At 58.8% G+C, this 15670-nt stretch carries 12 protein-coding genes; all 12 read right to left on the bottom strand.

The genetic code is table 11. The annotated features are described in order from the left end of the window. Positions 1 to 4: 4 nt before the first annotated feature. The 12 genes from RCI20_RS11460 to RCI20_RS11405 all read right to left on the bottom strand — a co-directional run bounded on the left by RCI20_RS11460 (position 5) and on the right by RCI20_RS11405 (position 15643). Complete coding sequence (locus tag RCI20_RS11460) at positions 5 to 493, bottom strand: N-acetyltransferase (protein WP_306605603.1); 489 nt, start codon at positions 491 to 493, stop codon at positions 5 to 7. Continuing rightward, on the bottom strand, positions 490 to 1965 hold the full coding sequence (gene ubiD, locus RCI20_RS11455; RefSeq protein ID WP_306605601.1) for a 4-hydroxy-3-polyprenylbenzoate decarboxylase: 1476 nt from the start codon (positions 1963 to 1965) through the stop codon (positions 490 to 492). The genes RCI20_RS11460 and ubiD overlap by 4 nt, the downstream gene beginning before the upstream one ends. 2 nt (positions 1966 to 1967) lie before the next feature. Next, positions 1968 to 2927: a flagellar brake protein gene (locus RCI20_RS11450; RefSeq protein ID WP_306605598.1), complete on the bottom strand. Its 960-nt coding sequence runs from the start codon at positions 2925 to 2927 to the stop codon at positions 1968 to 1970. Positions 2928 to 3001: 74 nt separating this feature from the next. After that, on the bottom strand, positions 3002 to 3877 hold the full coding sequence (gene ubiA, locus RCI20_RS11445) for a 4-hydroxybenzoate octaprenyltransferase (protein ID WP_306605597.1): 876 nt from the start codon (positions 3875 to 3877) through the stop codon (positions 3002 to 3004). Beyond that, entirely contained in the window at positions 3874 to 4662 is a 789-nt protein-coding gene (locus RCI20_RS11440; protein WP_306605595.1) for a hypothetical protein, read from the bottom strand. Before RCI20_RS11440 ends, ubiA begins: the two co-directional genes overlap by 4 nt. 65 nt (positions 4663 to 4727) lie before the next feature. Next, complete coding sequence (locus RCI20_RS11435; protein ID WP_306605593.1) at positions 4728 to 6608, bottom strand: MFS transporter; 1881 nt, start codon at positions 6606 to 6608, stop codon at positions 4728 to 4730. Next, a complete protein-coding gene (locus RCI20_RS11430) occupies positions 6605 to 7840 on the bottom strand; it encodes an amidohydrolase family protein (RefSeq protein WP_306605591.1) in 1236 nt (411 codons plus the stop codon). Before RCI20_RS11430 ends, RCI20_RS11435 begins: the two co-directional genes overlap by 4 nt. After that, positions 7837 to 9978: a bifunctional acyl-ACP--phospholipid O-acyltransferase/long-chain-fatty-acid--ACP ligase gene (gene aas / locus RCI20_RS11425; RefSeq protein ID WP_306605589.1), complete on the bottom strand. Its 2142-nt coding sequence runs from the start codon at positions 9976 to 9978 to the stop codon at positions 7837 to 7839. Before aas ends, RCI20_RS11430 begins: the two co-directional genes overlap by 4 nt. Then, entirely contained in the window at positions 9978 to 10244 is a 267-nt protein-coding gene (locus RCI20_RS11420) for a helix-turn-helix transcriptional regulator (RefSeq protein WP_306605587.1), read from the bottom strand. The genes aas and RCI20_RS11420 overlap by 1 nt, the downstream gene beginning before the upstream one ends. Before the next feature lie 370 nt (positions 10245 to 10614). Further along, entirely contained in the window at positions 10615 to 12450 is a 1836-nt protein-coding gene (locus RCI20_RS11415) for a UvrD-helicase domain-containing protein (protein ID WP_306605585.1), read from the bottom strand. Continuing rightward, positions 12447 to 14552: an ATP-dependent endonuclease gene (locus RCI20_RS11410; protein ID WP_306605583.1), complete on the bottom strand. Its 2106-nt coding sequence runs from the start codon at positions 14550 to 14552 to the stop codon at positions 12447 to 12449. The genes RCI20_RS11415 and RCI20_RS11410 overlap by 4 nt, the downstream gene beginning before the upstream one ends. Positions 14553 to 14728: 176 nt before the next feature. Continuing rightward, positions 14729 to 15643 carry a LysR family transcriptional regulator gene (locus RCI20_RS11405; RefSeq protein ID WP_306605581.1) on the bottom strand — a complete coding sequence of 305 codons (915 nt, stop codon included), beginning with the start codon at positions 15641 to 15643 and terminating at the stop codon, positions 14729 to 14731. Positions 15644 to 15670 lie beyond the last annotated feature (27 nt).

Genomic DNA, 15670 nt, shown 5'->3' with positions numbered 1-15670 from the left:
ACGACTATTCCTTGAGGATTTTTTGCAGGAACAGCGCCTGGCCGGCCTGCGGATCAAGCACGTAAGGCGCGAACCCGGCACGTTCATAACTGGCCAGCGCCCGCTGATTGTTCGACAGGACTTCCAGCGTCAATTTGCAGCAGCCCAGTTCAGCCGCCCGCATTTCCGCCCAGCCCAGCAAGGCCTGGCCGATGCCTTGTCCACGCCGATCCGCCCGCGTCACGATGTCATGGATATTGAGCAGCGGTTGTGCCGCGAAGGTGGAAAAACCGGTGAAGCAGTTGATCAGACCGACCGCATGCTCACCGTCGAAAGCCATGGCGCCATGAAAAGTCGGCAACGCCCGCAGGCGTTCAACCAGATGTTGCTGCGCATACGCCGACAAGCCGGTGCCGCCGCCCATCGGGTCTTGCGCGTAATGCTCGAGCAAATCGAGCCAGGCGGTGGAAATTGCCGGATTTTCGAAGTCGACCGCAACAATACGCAGATTCATAGCCCCAGCCCATCCCACATCGCATCGATCTTCTGCTTCACGTCGGCGTCCATGACAATCGGCCGGCCCCATTCGCGCGTCGTCTCGCCCGGCCACTTGTTGGTCGCATCCAGCCCCATCTTGGAGCCGAGACCGGCGACCGGCGAGGCGAAATCGAGGTAATCGATCGGCGTGTTGTCGACCAGCGTCGTATCGCGCGTCGCATCCATGCGCGTCGTCATCGCCCAGACCACTTCCTTCCAGTCGCGGATATCGATGTCGTCGTCGACCACGATGATCGTCTTGGTGTACATGAACTGGCGCAGGAAACTCCAGATGCCGAACATGATGCGCTTGGCGTGGCCGGGATATTGTTTCTTGATGCTGACAATCGCCATGCGATACGAACAGCCTTCCGGCGGCAGATAGAAATCGACGATTTCCGGGTACTGCTTCTGCAGCAGCGGCACGAAGACTTCGTTGAGCGCGACGCCAAGCACGGCAGGTTCATCGGGCGGCTTGCCGGTGTAGGTGCTGTGATAGATCGGGTTTTTACGCATCGTGATGCGGTCGACCGTAAAAACCGGGAAATTTGCCTGTTCGTTGTAATAGCCGGTGTGGTCGCCGTAGGGGCCTTCGAGCGCCATCTCGCCGGGATGGATATGGCCTTCCAGCACGATCTCGGCCCGCGCCGGCACTTGCAGCGACGAACCGAGGCATTGCGTCAGTTCGGTCTTCGCGCCACGCAGCAGACCGGCGAACTGGTATTCGGAAAGACTGTCCGGCACCGGCGTCACAGCGCCGAGGATGGTCGCCGGATCGCAGCCCAGCACCACCGCCACCGGGAAGGGCTGACCAGGATTGGCCAGTTGATGATCGCGCAGATCCAGCGCGCCGCCGCGATGCGCCAGCCAGCGCATGATGACCTTGTTCGGCCCCAGCACCTGCTGACGATAGATACCGAGGTTCTGCCGGGCCTTGTGCGGCCCCTTCGTCACCACCAGCCCCCAGGTGATCAGCGGTGCGACATCGCCCGGCCAGCAGTGCTGAATCGGCAGACGGCTCAAGTCGACATCTTTACCTTCCCAGACGATTTCCTGGCACGGCGCATTCGACACCTTCTTCGGCGTCATGTTGAGCACTTGCTTCAAGATCGGCAACTTGTCCCAGGCATCGCGCAAGCCCTTGGGTGGCTCTGGTTCCTTCAGGTAAGCCAGCAGCTTGCCGACTTCGCGCAGCGCCGTCACCGATTCTTCGCCCATCCCCAGCGCAACGCGTTTCGGCGTGCCGAACAGGTTGGCCAGCACCGGAATGTCGTGCCGGGTCTGGCCGGTACGCGGCGCTTCAAACAGGATTGCCGGCCCTTCTGCACGCAGCACGCGGTCGCAAATCTCGGTCATTTCCAGCTTGGTATCGACGCCTACCGCAACACGCTTCAGTTCGCCGGTCTTTTCCAGTTGCGACATGAAGTCGCGCAGATCGTTGTATTTCAAGATTATGTCTCGCCCACAATTTTTTGATAAACGAAAGCCGTCAACGCCAGCGCCATGGCCGGTTCGGGATTGAGAAATTGCAGGCCGTGCAGCCAAGGCATGCCCGAAGGATCGGCATCTTCGGAAATTGCCCGGATCACGCAATCGACCGCCACGTAGGATGGCATGTCGCCAATCAGTATCTTGAATTTGACATTGATGACATGGTCTCTCTCCCCCAGGCGAGTCTTGGCACGCAAGGCGCCGCCGCTAATGCTGAGATTAACGATCTTCCCCGAACCGGTATAAGCCCCGCCCTCCTCAACGGCGACAGCGGCAATCAGATCGACATCGACCCGCGAGCCCTTGCGGATTTCCCGACCACGCACCTCCTTGGGATAAGACAGATGCACATGCGGATACGGCACGCTGGTCTGTTTGACCACTGCCGTCGTGAAGGCATAGGCATTCTGCCCGGAGAAAAAACGGACAATGAAGCTCTGACCATCGCGCAGCATGATCAGTTCGCTTTCCGACTCGGGCACCGTGACGATCAGTCCCTTGTTCTTCAGATGGCCAATCAATTTGCTCACCAGGCGCGGTGCTTCCGGGGAGCTCTGCAAGTACAAGGGGTCGCCGATGCGCAACTTGGCTGCATCCAGTGTCGTGATGGCGTCACGCTGGACTGCCGCAGCACTCGGCATGCTCTGTTCCGGCGCGGACGATGCAGGACTGCTCCGCTCGCGAGTCGCCGACGATGGCGTCGCAGCCAGTATGCCAAGCAGGTGTGACGAGCGTTCGCTGGTATTCCGGTAAAGTCCGCGGAGGATCAAATCCTCCAGCTCGTGCACCGTCTCGATACTCTCGCCACGCTTCAGCAGCACCCGACGATTACCGTCGTACAACGGCGTTTGCAGTGGCACCCCCAGTTCGACATCGGCAAATTCCAGCCGGACATACGTACTGTTTTCACCAAGCGCCATGACGCTTCCCCGCTGCAAGTACCATCCCCCGCCCCCTTTTGGCCCAACCACCCGACATCGCCCCTTCAGGGCAGTTATCGCGTCAAAAACTCAAGTAACAATCCAAGAAAAATCATCAGGCCGATGTAGTTGTTATGCAAGAAAGCCTTGAAACAGGCCATGCGCTGACGATCACGAATCCAGCTGAAATGCACACCGGCAATCGCTGCTGCTGCAGCGATCCCGGCAAAATAAAAGGCGCCGAAATCACGCGCCAGACCCAGCGCGCCAAGGATGAGCAGCGTCACGCCATAGCACGCCATGACGGCAGCCACATCGAAGCGGCCAAAGGTGATGGCCGAGGTCTTGATGCCGATTTTCAAGTCGTCCTCGCGGTCCACCATGGCGTATTCGGTATCGTAGGCCACCGCCCAGAACACATTGGCCAGCAACATCCACCAGGCTTCAGCCGGCACGCTGCCAAGATGCGCAGCGTAAGCCATCGGGATACCGAAACCGAAAGCAATCCCGAGATAGGCTTGCGGAATGGCGAAGAAACGCTTGGTGAAAGGATAGCTGGCGGCCAAAAAAACCGCCGGAATCGACAACCAGATGACCAGTGATTTGCCCAGCGCCAGCACCAGCGCGAAAGACAGCAGACAAAGCACGGCGAAGAGGCGCAGCGCTTCCTTGGTGCTGACCCGGCCGGCAGTCAGCGGGCGTTCCCTGGTGCGCTCGACGTGCTTGTCGAAATCGCGGTCGGCATAGTCATTGATCACACAGCCGGCGGAACGCATCAGCACGGTCCCCAACACAAAAACGCCCAGCACCGTCCAATCCGGTCGCCCATCGGCCGACAGCCACAAAGCCCACAGCGTCGGCCAGAGCAGCAGCAGAATACCGATCGGCTTGTCCAGCCGCATCAGCTTTCCATAAAGCCCCAGTCTTTCCTTGAGCGCGGACAATGTCATGCGTCGATTCTACCTTGCCCATCCTGAGCCTGCGCGTGGGCGCGTTTTGCTTGCTGCCAGGCAAGGAGAGCCTGCCCGGAATGGGCGAGGATGGCCTGGTAGCGCTCAGCCGGCAAGGCATGACGCAAGGAGGCAAACAGTTGCTGCGTGCCATCCTGTGCCAGTGCGGAAGCGCTGCCATCGGCCAGCAACGAGATCTGGATGCTGGCCAGCGCATCCGCCAGCAGGCGCCAGCCGAGTGCCGGCATTTGTTCGTTCAGTCCGAGCATCATGCTGCCCAAGGACTGGACGATACCCTGGACCTGCTCAGCCGTTTCGCAAGCGGCCATCGCGTGCCACAGCGCAAGATGGATGGCCCGGCGCAGTTCGACCTTGAAATCGACAACGGCAAACTCATTGTCAGCAAGTGTCGAAAAATACTTCTGGAAGCGCGCATCGGCTTGCGCATCGAGCCGTGTCCGCAAACCGCCGATCAGCGCCGTCAGCGCGGGAATTGCATTGAGATGAAATGCCTGCGTATAAGCCAGCCCCCACTGATCGAGGCCGGCGATCAGCAAGGCCAGGCGCAGCGCGCAGGCTTCCTGGTCGGCGCCCGCCTGGCTCCAGTTGTAACAGCGCCCGGCCAACTCGCCGAGCGCCCCCGTTTCGATATCGCTATCCGGCGTTACCGCCATGCGGAAGACAGCGGCAAAGGCATCTTGTGCCATGCGTGCGGCAAGCCGCTGGGTTTCGGTATTCGCCAGGACGGCGAACGGGTCGGCAGGAATCTGGGCAGCGGTGGTCATTTGGGCGCGGCGGGCAAAGGGGCAATTTTACCGGCCCCAGTGCCCTTGCGGGTCATGATCGGCGCCTATTTGAGCCCCCCACGCAAGGCCAGCACGCGCTCGTGCAGCACCGGCAGCGTCGCCGCATCGGCTGCCAGCGGCGTGCCGACGCGCAGCACGATATGCGAGAACATGCCACGACGAAATGGCGTTTTCATCGCCTCGCCGTCGATGCGCGAGAAAAAACTGCCCCACAGCCCGGACAGCGCCATCGGCACGACCGGCACCGGATTGGCCGCAAGAATGCGCGCGATGCCCGGCCGGAAGGGCTGCAACTCGCCATCGCGGGTGATGTTGCCTTCCGGGAAGATACCGACCAGTTCACCGTTGGCGAGTGCGGTCGACACCTCGGCGAAGGCTTTTTCCATCAAGGCCGGATCGTCCTTGGCCGAAGCAATGGGAATCGCGCCGGAATGGCGGAAGATGAAGCCCAGCACGGGCGTCTGGAAAATGCGGTGATCCATGACGAAACGGATGGGCCGCGGCGATGCCCCCAGCAAGATCACCGCGTCGGCGAAGCTGACGTGGTTGGCGACCAGCACGGCCGGCCCGTTCAGCGGAATCTGCTCGATCCCCTCGCGACGCAGCCGGTACACCGCCTTGACCAGCAACCAGGCAATGAAACGCAGCAGGAATTCCGGCACCAAGCCGTAGATATACACCGCCACCGCCGCGTTGAGCAGCGCCGCAACGCCGAACAGTGCCGGGATCGACATCCCCGCCCCGAGCGCCGCTGCCGCGCCGAGCGCACCGACGACCATGAACAAGGCGTTGAGGATATTGTTGGCGGCGATGATTCGCGCCCGATGTCCGGCCTCGCTGCGTGACTGCACCAGGGCATACAGCGGCACGATGAAAAAACCGCCGAACATGCCCAGCATCAGCAAATCGAACAACACATGCCAGACAGCCGGCAGCGTCAGCAAGGCACCCAGTTCATGCGCCGTCGTGCCAACCAGACCAACCGGCGAGGCAAAGCAGAGATCCAGCCCGAACAGCGTCAGGCCAATCGAGCCGAAGGGCACCAGACCGATCTCGACCTGCTTGCCCGACATGCGTTCGCAAAGCAGAGAGCCAATGCCGATCCCCACCGTGAATACCGCCAGCAACAGCGTGACCACCATCTCGCCGCCGCCCAGTACATTTTTCGCATAGACCGGGAACTGCGCCAGGAACATCGCGCCGTACAGCCAGAACCACGAGATGCCAAGTATCGACAGGAACACCGTGCGGTTCTGCCGGGCAAATGTGATGTTGCGACAGGTTTCGGAGAACGGATTGAGATTGACCGTCAGCCCCGGCTCCGGGGCCGGCGCCGCCGGAATGCCGCGACTGGTGAAATAGCCGGCCACGGCAACGCAGAAACCGCCAAGCGCAATCCACGCCGGATGCTCGACCGAACCGGCAAGCAGACCACCGGCCAAGGTACCGATCAGGATGGCAACGAAGGTACCGGCTTCGATCAGCGCATTGCCCCCAACCAGTTCATCGGCCTGCAAATGCTGCGGCAGGATGGCGTACTTGACCGGCCCGAACAAGGTCGAATGCAGGCCGAGCAGAAATAGCGCGGTCATCAGCACAGTCAGGCTATGCAGGAAGAAACCGGCGCCGGCAATCGCCATGATCGCCATCTCCAGCACCTTGACCAGCCGGGCCAGCGACGCCTTGTCGTACTTGTCGGCCAGTTGGCCGGCCGTGGCTGAAAACAGGAAGAACGGCAGGATGAATACACCGGCCGCCAGATTGGCCAGCAACTCTGCCGGCAGCGTCGTCCATTGCGCCGCCTGGAAAGTCAGCAAGACCACCAACGCGTTCTTGAACAGGTTGTCGTTGAACGCGCCGAGAAACTGCGTAACGAAGAAGGGGGCGAAACGCTTTTCCCTGAGAAGTCCGAATTGTCCGCTCATGACTGGTCGACCGTAAAAATGCGCCGGGTATTGAACACCGCCGGCGAGAAGGAATGGCCCTGCCAGTTGAGCAGGCGCTTGAGAACGAAATCGAAAAGTAACGGGTTGTGCTCGCGCAATGTATCGAGATCACCAACCGCGTCCTTCGGTAGCAACCCGGCCCGCGCCAGCGTCGCCGATGAAATCAGCGGCAGTACGCCGGGCAGCGGGTAATCGGAGCCGTGCAGCAGGCGCTCGTGCAAATCTTCCCGCTCGAGCAGCGTGCGAATCACTGTCGGCTGGCGATTGCGCAGCGTGATCGCCGAGACATCGCCATGGAGCAACCCCTTGGCGCGCGGTTCAGCCATCGCCTTGAGAAAAAGGTCGAAACTGCGACGCACCTTGCCATCGTCGTCGACATCGTTACCCATCGTTGCGCAATGGGCGACCACGACCTTGACGCCAAGATCGAGCGCCCGGCGCAGGCGCAATGGATTGCCGAAGACCTGCGTGTCGCTGCCCTTGACTGCCTTCTCCTCGCCACAATGGACGATCAGCGGCGTCCCGGATTCGGCGAGGACGCGGTAGAAGGCATCGCATTTTGCCGACGCCGGGTCCATGCCCTGCGCTGCCGGCAACCATTTGACGGCGCGGGCGCCGCTGGAAATTGCCTGTTTCAGGTCGTCGACCGCAGTAGCGTGATAAGGATGTAGCGAGGCGACCCACTCGAAGCGCGCCGGGAATTCCCGCGCCAGTTTCTCTGCCCAGGCGTTCGGCACGTAGAACGCCGAATGCTCGGGGTGGGCGTGGCCGGCCGTGTCGTGAAAACGCTCGAAGGCAAAGAGCATGACCTTGAAGCCCTCGGGCATCGCGTCGCACAGATTGAGCAGGCGCGCGACGTAGGCAGCATCGACTGCCCCCGCCGCGTCGTGGGCGCAACCGGCGTTCATGTAGAACAGGCGCTGCGCGTAATGCACCGGCTGTAGCGGCGACGACAGTTGCGGCCCGATCTCGATACCGCTACCACCATCGCCCAACCCGGCCAGATGGACGTGGCAATCCCACAGCCCGGCCGGATCGATGCCGGCCCAGGCCTGCTTGAGCCAAGGGCTATCGAGCAGCCGCACCGGGATGGCTGCGCGGCAGGGATTGACGACAACCGGCTTGGCCAGACTGACCCCGGCGGCAGTCAGGGCGGTGCCGCCGGCAAGAAAGCCGAGCAGGCGGCGGCGTTGCGCATTGAAAGTCATCATGCGGCCTCCGCCATCTGTTTCAGCGTCACGTAATCGATCTTGCCCGTGCCGAGCAACGGCAGCGCTTCGACCACCTGGATCTTCCGCGGCACGGCCAGTTCCGGCAGACCGAGTTCACGCGCTTTGGCCGCCAGCATCTCGCGGCTCAGTGCCGGGTCGGTGGTGAACAGCACCAGCGCCTCGCCCTTGCTTTCGTCCGGCTGGCTAGACGCTGCGTGCTGCTTGTCCGGCGAGGCGGCGACGGCGAGTTTTTCGACGATTTCCAGACTGATCATTTCGCCGGCGATTTTGGCGAAGCGCTTGACCCGGCCGACGATTTTCACGAACCCCTCGTCGTCGATGTCGACCACGTCGCCGGTTTCATACCAGCCATCGCCGACGGCCGAGGCTGGCGGTTGCAAGACACCCGGCTGATCGACCTTGAGGTAGCCGGCCATCACATTGGGGCCACGGACATGCAGGATGCCGCCCTTGGCGATGCCCGGCACCGGCACCAGCTTGTATTCGATGCCCGGCAGCAGGTTGCCGACGGTGCCGGTTTTGTAGGCCATCGGCGTGTTGACCGCAAGAACGGGCGCCGTTTCGGTGGCGCCGTAGCCTTCGAAGATGCGCACGCCGAATTTCTCGAACCACAGACTGCGCACCGCATCAGAAAGCTTCTCGGCACCGGCGACAACGTAGCGCAGGCGGTAGAAATCATAGGGATTGGCGAACTTGGCGTAATTCCCCAGGAAAGTCGACGTGCCGAAGAGCACGGTGCAGCCCCGGTCGTAGGCGATTTCCGGGATCACCCGGTAATGCAGCGGCGACGGGTAGAGAAAGAGGTTGGCGCCGGTCAACACCGGCAGCAGCGCGCCGGCGGTCAGGCCGAAGCTGTGGAAGATCGGCAGCGCGTTGAGCACCTTGTCATCGACCGAGAAATCGATCACTGCGCGAATCTGCGCGATGTTGGCAAGGATCGCCCGGTGCGGTAGCACGACACCTTTCGGCTTGCCCTCGGAACCGGAGGTGAACAGCACCACCGCCGCATCTTCCGGTGAGGTACGTAATTCGAAGGCACGCGGAAAACGCAGCGCCCACAGCACCAGCCAAAGTTTGTCGGCGAAACTGATGCGGTCCCGAATGTCTTCCAGATAGAGCAAGTCGATGCCCTGCAAGCCGGCCAGCTTGTCGCCGAGCTTGGCCTGTTCGACAAAGGCGCGCGAGGTAAGCACCGTCTTCACCTCGGCGGCCGTACAGGCAGCCTGCATCGCGTCGGTGCCGGCGGTGTAGTTGAGCATGGCCGGCACGCGTTTTCTTGCGGTCAACCCGAAAATCAGGCCAATTGTCGGCACCAGATTGGGTAGCAACAGCCCGACTTTCTCGCCCGGCCGCGACACGCGTTCGATCTGCCGCGTCAGGATCAACGCCATCTTGAGCAGATCGTTGTACGAATACTCGATCTGCTTGACGTCCTCCAGCAACAAGCGCCCCCGACCAAACAGCACCGCGGCATCGCACAGCGCGCCGTACAGCGTCTGCGCCGGCCGTGAGGCAAAAATCATTGCCTGCATCAGCTTGCGCATCTGCACGCCAGCCATGCGTCGACGCAATTTTGCGGTCGACGCCACCGGCATCGGAAAATGCGCTTCCGGCAGTACGGTCAGGCGGATTTTCGGGAAAATTTCCTTCGGATATTTACCCGACACCCGCGAGAAGTAAGAACGCGAAGCGCCATCGACGCGCACCGGGATCACCGTCGCGCCGGTCTTCGCGGCGACGAAGGCGGGGCCGTCGTACACCTTCATCAACGAACCCGTCTGGGTGATCCGGCCTTCCGGAAAAATCACCACCGGCCGCCCGGCCTCGATCAGCCGGATGACCTTCTTCATCGCCATCGGACTGGTCGGATCGACCGCCAGATAATCGACCTGCGACAACAGCAGCCGAAACACCCACTGCTGCACGATCCCGGTATGCACGACGAAAACCGGATCGACCGGCAGGAACAAACCGAGCAACAAACCATCAAGAAAGGATTCGTGATTGGCGACGATCAACAGTTTGGGCTGGGAAAAATTGGCCTGGCGAAACTGCACATCGACGCGGAACAGCAAGCGGACAATCACTCGCAAAAATGGACGCAACAAGGCACGCATCAGGTGAACTCCCGAACGTAATCGAGGACATTGGTAAAGGTGGTTTCCAGCGCCTGCCGGTCGATCCAGAACCACACCTCCTTGCCGATCTTCTCCGAGGCCAGCACGCCAGACTCATGAAGAACTTTCAGGTGATGCGACACGGTCGACCGCGCCAGCGTCGAAACTTCGGCAATCTGCCCGACATTCAGCCGCTCGCCCGGCTCGAACAACAGCAAGATGCGCTGCCGATGCTCGTCGCCCAGGGCAACGAAAATCTTGGACATGACGGCCCACTGCGGGGGGATGGTTTGGCGGTAGTCGGATTTCATATCGATGATATTAGTTATATCGATATGATGTAGTCAAGTGGAATTTTGGACGACATTCTCGCCCGCAGCTTAAGGTGAGATAGCTAACCTCTGTGCTACAAGGGTTTTGGAGACTTCATCACATCCAAGAGCAGCAGAAAGCAGTGATTTCGTGCTTTTAAGTTTTCCAGGCAAGCCAACCAAGTTTCAGTTTACTGAGCTATTCGAGCAGAACTCTGGTGGCATGCTGCGCGGCGACATTTCGGCCGTTGCGGACTGTCAGATTGCTGTAAACGAACGACCGAATCCGCCTCCTAAGCGGGCATTCGTTGAGGCAATTTGGCTATCACGCTAACTCAATCTGGTCTGGCTCAAGTAATTTCTTGGCAATCAATTCCTGCCGTGCGGCCTCTGGATCTGGTGTAAAAAACAATACGCGAAGGTCTTCTAGTGCCCTTGAAAAGGAAACATAGGCCAACTTTCGGCTCCGCGCCCGCTGCCCGTCCGTTGGCTCTCCCGCAGTTTCCGGCGTCAGTATCTTGCAGAAGCTGTAGTTGCTCCAATTTGCCTCGATGTCGTCATAAACCACCATCACCTTAGGATATTCCTCACCTTTGACGCCGTGTTGAGTACTGTACGCCGTGTTTTTTGAGATGAACGAGGTATAGGGAGGAATTTCTGTCGTATCCATACTGAAGAACGCATCGGCAAGCCAATCTCCCTTATCCAGGCTATGGATTGATTCATCGTATTCCTCAGTACGTGGCACACGCTCAAGATGCTCGCGCAACTTCTCCGATGCACGAATGATCTGCTTGTCGACACAAAACTGCAGCACGTCTTTGACTGTGCCTGACGTCCAGCGCATGTCCAGCTGACCGACCAGCGAACGGGAGGTATCGATCATGGCTTTGAGTGTTTTGGTTGCATTCATGCCGTCGACGGCGAATGCTGGACTGTCACGCCGCAAGAGGTCGATGATCTGGCGGCTGTCCTCAGTTTTGTGAGCTGCTACCAATGGATAAATAGTTGTAGTCAGCGGCATGAGCAAGAAATGCTCACCAGCCTCAAAAGCATCCTCGGTCCGCGACGATGCATAAGGCCCATTAAATAGCCTATTTAGTTTGGAAAACCCCATCCGCCTTGCGATCATTTGGCGGACTAGAAACAACCGGATGACGTCATCGCGTTCATTCCAGCCCCAATCAATAAGTGCAGCGTCCATTTTCCCCAGCGCCCGCGTTATCTGCTCCTCAGAGTATCGATTACGTTGCATCTCCGGCTTTTCCGCCTTTACAAGACGAAATATAACGCTCCCTTCTCGTCCCTTGCTTTCGCCCGCCGCATACTGCTTTACGTCATCACGAAATGCATTAAGTAGCCGAATGACGCTTTCGGAGCACCGAAAATTCTCGGTCTTTGAGATCGTTATGCCATTCGCTGGTGGAGCGAAGGAACCGGCACTGCGGTCATAGATTTGCTGCCACGGGTCACCGAAGTAGCCGATGATCGGAAGCCCTTCAGCGGCACAGACGAGGTTAAGGCCAGCAACGATCCCCTCAAACGTATCCTGAGCTTCATCTACAAAGATATAGGGGAACCGCAGACCAGTGATTCGCCTGAAGGTCTCGTTCGCTTCAAACAGATAGGTCGCAATCTCGATGATATCGTCGTGAGCGAGCTGGCCGTTCTGATAATCGCCGACTGGGGCATCGCTATACTCGAAGTGCTCTACCGTATCGAGCACCTCAAGGTCTTGCTCGAACCGTTTTGCCTTGGCCCTAGCTTCAGTCGCTGCCCTGCTGTTGCCTCCGTTATCTTTAGCCTGCTCCTTGGCAATCAGCATTGGCAAGCGACATAAGCGCAGAGCTTCTCGGATATCGAACTGGAAGCAGCCGATTTGACCCCACAAAAAACTATGCAGCGTCGACACTTGATATAGATCGTCGAACCCGAGACGTGCCTTGATTACTTCAACAGCACGGTTGGTGAAGGTAATACAGGCAACGCGCTGCCCATTTTGCCGAAGCCAATGCCCTTCTCGCTCGCGAATCCGCTCCAAGGCCTCCACGAGAGAACTGGTCTTCCCTGAACCCGCACCGGCAATAAGAGCGAAGCTCTGATGCTTGTCCAAGCTTGCACGAACAAGTACATCAGCCACTGTTTCGACTTTCTCAATCATGCTGAAGCCTCGCTAGTCGTTCCCGGAACACCAACGCCGGGAGCGGGACCGCAAAATCGTGTCTCTAGCCAGCCAAGGCCCTCGGAAATATAGGTCGGCACAGACCAAGTCTGTTTTCCGGCGAGAAGACTCATTGCAAAGGCTGTCTTCTTGAAATTGTCAGAGCGAATTCGGTCATATATCTGCTGATAGGCTTCCGGCAGGGTGTCTGGGATTGCGGTACCGATCGATATATCTCCCGACCGCAGAAGCGAAAAGTTCTCGTAAGCGATTGCTTCCTCAAGCGTGCGCGGGCGCATCATGACTTGGACGCCACCTTCCTCTACCAGGACATCCGTTTGAAAGGCAACGCACCGGTCTTTGGCATTATCGACTTTCTCAGTCGCCAACATTGTCACCAGGTCACTCACAGTATTTTTGCCACAGAGTTTCTTCAGTGACGCGTTCGAAGTGCGCGCACCAGGAACGTCCGCGCGGCATGTACTTGGGTATCCAGTAGGCTCGACGGAATCTATGTCAGTGATGACAAGATACGGGATGCGAAGGAACGCAAGCAGTCCGTCGAAGCGATGCGCATATGCACCACCAACCTCAAGAACCGTGAGATAGGTCGAACTCAAGCGGTTTGCCGACTTCTCAATCATTGAAGGCATCAGCAGTTTTTCAACGGCCCCTTCGACTAAAACGGCCCCGTCGGCAAAGAAAAGATCACAATGCGTGAGGCGAAGGTATCGCTTCAGGAAGGCGAGCGAGTCCGCAGGCGAAATAGGGACATCGTCGAGCACATCGGCTTCAGGCTGAAAGGCGCGCAAGCTCTTAACATCGGACGCATTGCGGATACCGCCATTGGATGCCTCGTTGATCAGATGGCAGCGCTGAAAATAGCGAACCTTTTCAAAATCGACTGCATCAAGCACATGTGAGGAATGAGTCGTCACCAACAGCTGCGGCACCATATGTGGTAGTTGAGCAGCCTTGGCAGATTGATTGATCACCTCCCATATATTGGCAATGAAGGTTTGTTGAACCTGCGCGTGAAGATGAACTTCCGGCTCCTCAATAAAAATGAGCAGGCACAATGGCCGGTTTTCGGCCGTCAACAACCACTGTGAGTGGAAGTGCCTTGCCTGAATTGCCATGAAGATAAGATTCTTGAAGCCAAGACCGTTATAGAGTTCTGGCAACTCGTGCTCCCGACCGGGATCGACATAAAGAAGATCGGTGCTACCGCGCAGCGCAGTTTCTGGGCTAAGCGACGACACTATGCGAAGCTCGCGATCATTGACGGATGGGACACCTAGTCCTTTGATCAGGTCGAAAAGAGGCTTGAACTGAACCTGGTAATGCTCAGTGAGTTGCCTGTTATTTTCATCAATGACTTTGTGGGCCTCTACAGCGTATTCAGCCTGTTCGAGATTCTTTCGGTAGTAGGAGGCAAAGGCAGTGGATAGCCGGTTACTCCGACTGTTATCGTCATCGTTGATATTACGCTGCGCGTCAATAAATTCGACTCGAATCAGGTGCTTGACCAGTCGCTTCCCCTCATTTGGCTCCAATGGGGTTGGAATCACTTCGATCTCAGCGCCTTCGGCCGCATTTTCCTCAAGTGACGCGTACCTGACGACCGAATGGCGGCCAAGATTGCTGTCTGCGGCAAGATACTGGAGGAGCGTCTTTGCGCGCTTTCCATTTTCGCCAACAGGGTAAGCAGCAAGATATTGCTCGTGAAGCTTTTTTGGATCTTCGATGCCGTAAGAAAGCCGAAATCCAACCTTGGTGTAGTCTGAAAGCTTCGGTAGCAAAGTAAATACGCGCCCAAAAGCGATCGACTCAGGATCGATCGTAAACCACAGATCGAGACTGATCTCCGGTAAGTCGAGCGCGTTGCCCGATGCAGCAAATCGTTCGAAATCTGCTGAGCGGGCCACCGAGAAGTCATGAATAGCGAAATCACGCCCGCCGAGGAAGCAGCGAAAAACTGCCGTTGCAGTGGTTTTGCCGCTATTGTTCGGCCCAACAAAGATAGTTTCTTTGTCTTCAATGTCGATTGCGACATTTTCTAGGCGTCGAAAATTGCGGATCGATACTTTGCTTAAGTTCATACCCCACCCCAAGGCGTAATTTTTTGATGTTTTATTCTCGCATCATTGCCTAGAGGTGAGCGAGCCTATGTATGAATGAGTAGCGGCTGCTCTATGGTTTTGAACTGACTTGAGATGCAATGTATAGCAACGGCTGCTCTGGCCGATTTACAGACCCCAACACCACTCTTAGACACTCACGCCCCCGCCCAGCGATCCCAGAACGGCACCGCACCGCCGAAACGCTCGACCAGAAAATCGAGCAGCAGACGCAGCGCCAGCGGCTGGTACTGGCGGGACAGGAAGAGTGCGTGGATGCCGAGGGTATCGAGTTCACAATCGGGTAGCAGGCGCAGCAAGCGGCCCTGGCGCAGGTCTTCACCGACATAGTAGGTCGGCAGCACGCCGATGCCGCCGCCGGCAAGAACGGCGCTACGCATGATCGCAGTGTCGTTGGTCGAGAAGCTTTCACTAACCGGCACTTCGATGCGCTCGCCGGCACGCTGGAAATTGAAGCGAGCCCCCGTGGCGAAACTGTGGCTGAGGCAACGGTGTTGCTGCAGATCATCGGGGTGCTGGATCGGCGGGTGCGCGGCGAGGTAGCAGGGCGCGGCGCACAGCACCGAGCGGCAGACGGCCAGCGGACGGGCGATCAGCGTCGGTTCGAGCGTGTTGGTGATGCGCACGGCAAGGTCGATGCGCTCGGCAGCAAGGTCGACACTGCGGTCGGTGGCCGAGAGGTTGACGGCGACTTCCGGATGCCGTGCCTGGAAGTCGACCAGCGCCGGCGCCAGTTGCGCTTCGGCGAAGGACAGCGCGCTGGTGATGCGCAGTGTGCCGCGCGCCACCTGGCTGGCGGCACCGGCCTGCTGTGCGATGTCGTCGGCGAGGCCGAGCAATTGCCGGCACGAATGCAGCGCCGACTGGCCGGCGTCGGTCAGACTGACGCGCCGTGTCGTCCGGTGCAGCAGACGGGCACCGAGCCACTTCTCGATGGCGGCGAGATAGCGGCTGACCATCGCCACCGACATGTCGAGTTGTTCGGCGGCCTGAGTCAGGCTGCCGTGTTCGGCGACGCTGACGAAGACACTGGCGGCGGTCAGACGGTCCATGCTTGCTCCCAATTGCATCGATTTACG

Origin of the sequence: Azonexus sp. (assembly GCF_030824335.1) — a bacterium.
Classification (GTDB): domain Bacteria; phylum Pseudomonadota; class Gammaproteobacteria; order Burkholderiales; family Rhodocyclaceae; genus Azonexus.
The sequence above is the reverse complement of the archived record's forward strand: the minus strand, read 5'-3'. Positions and strand labels throughout refer to the sequence as shown.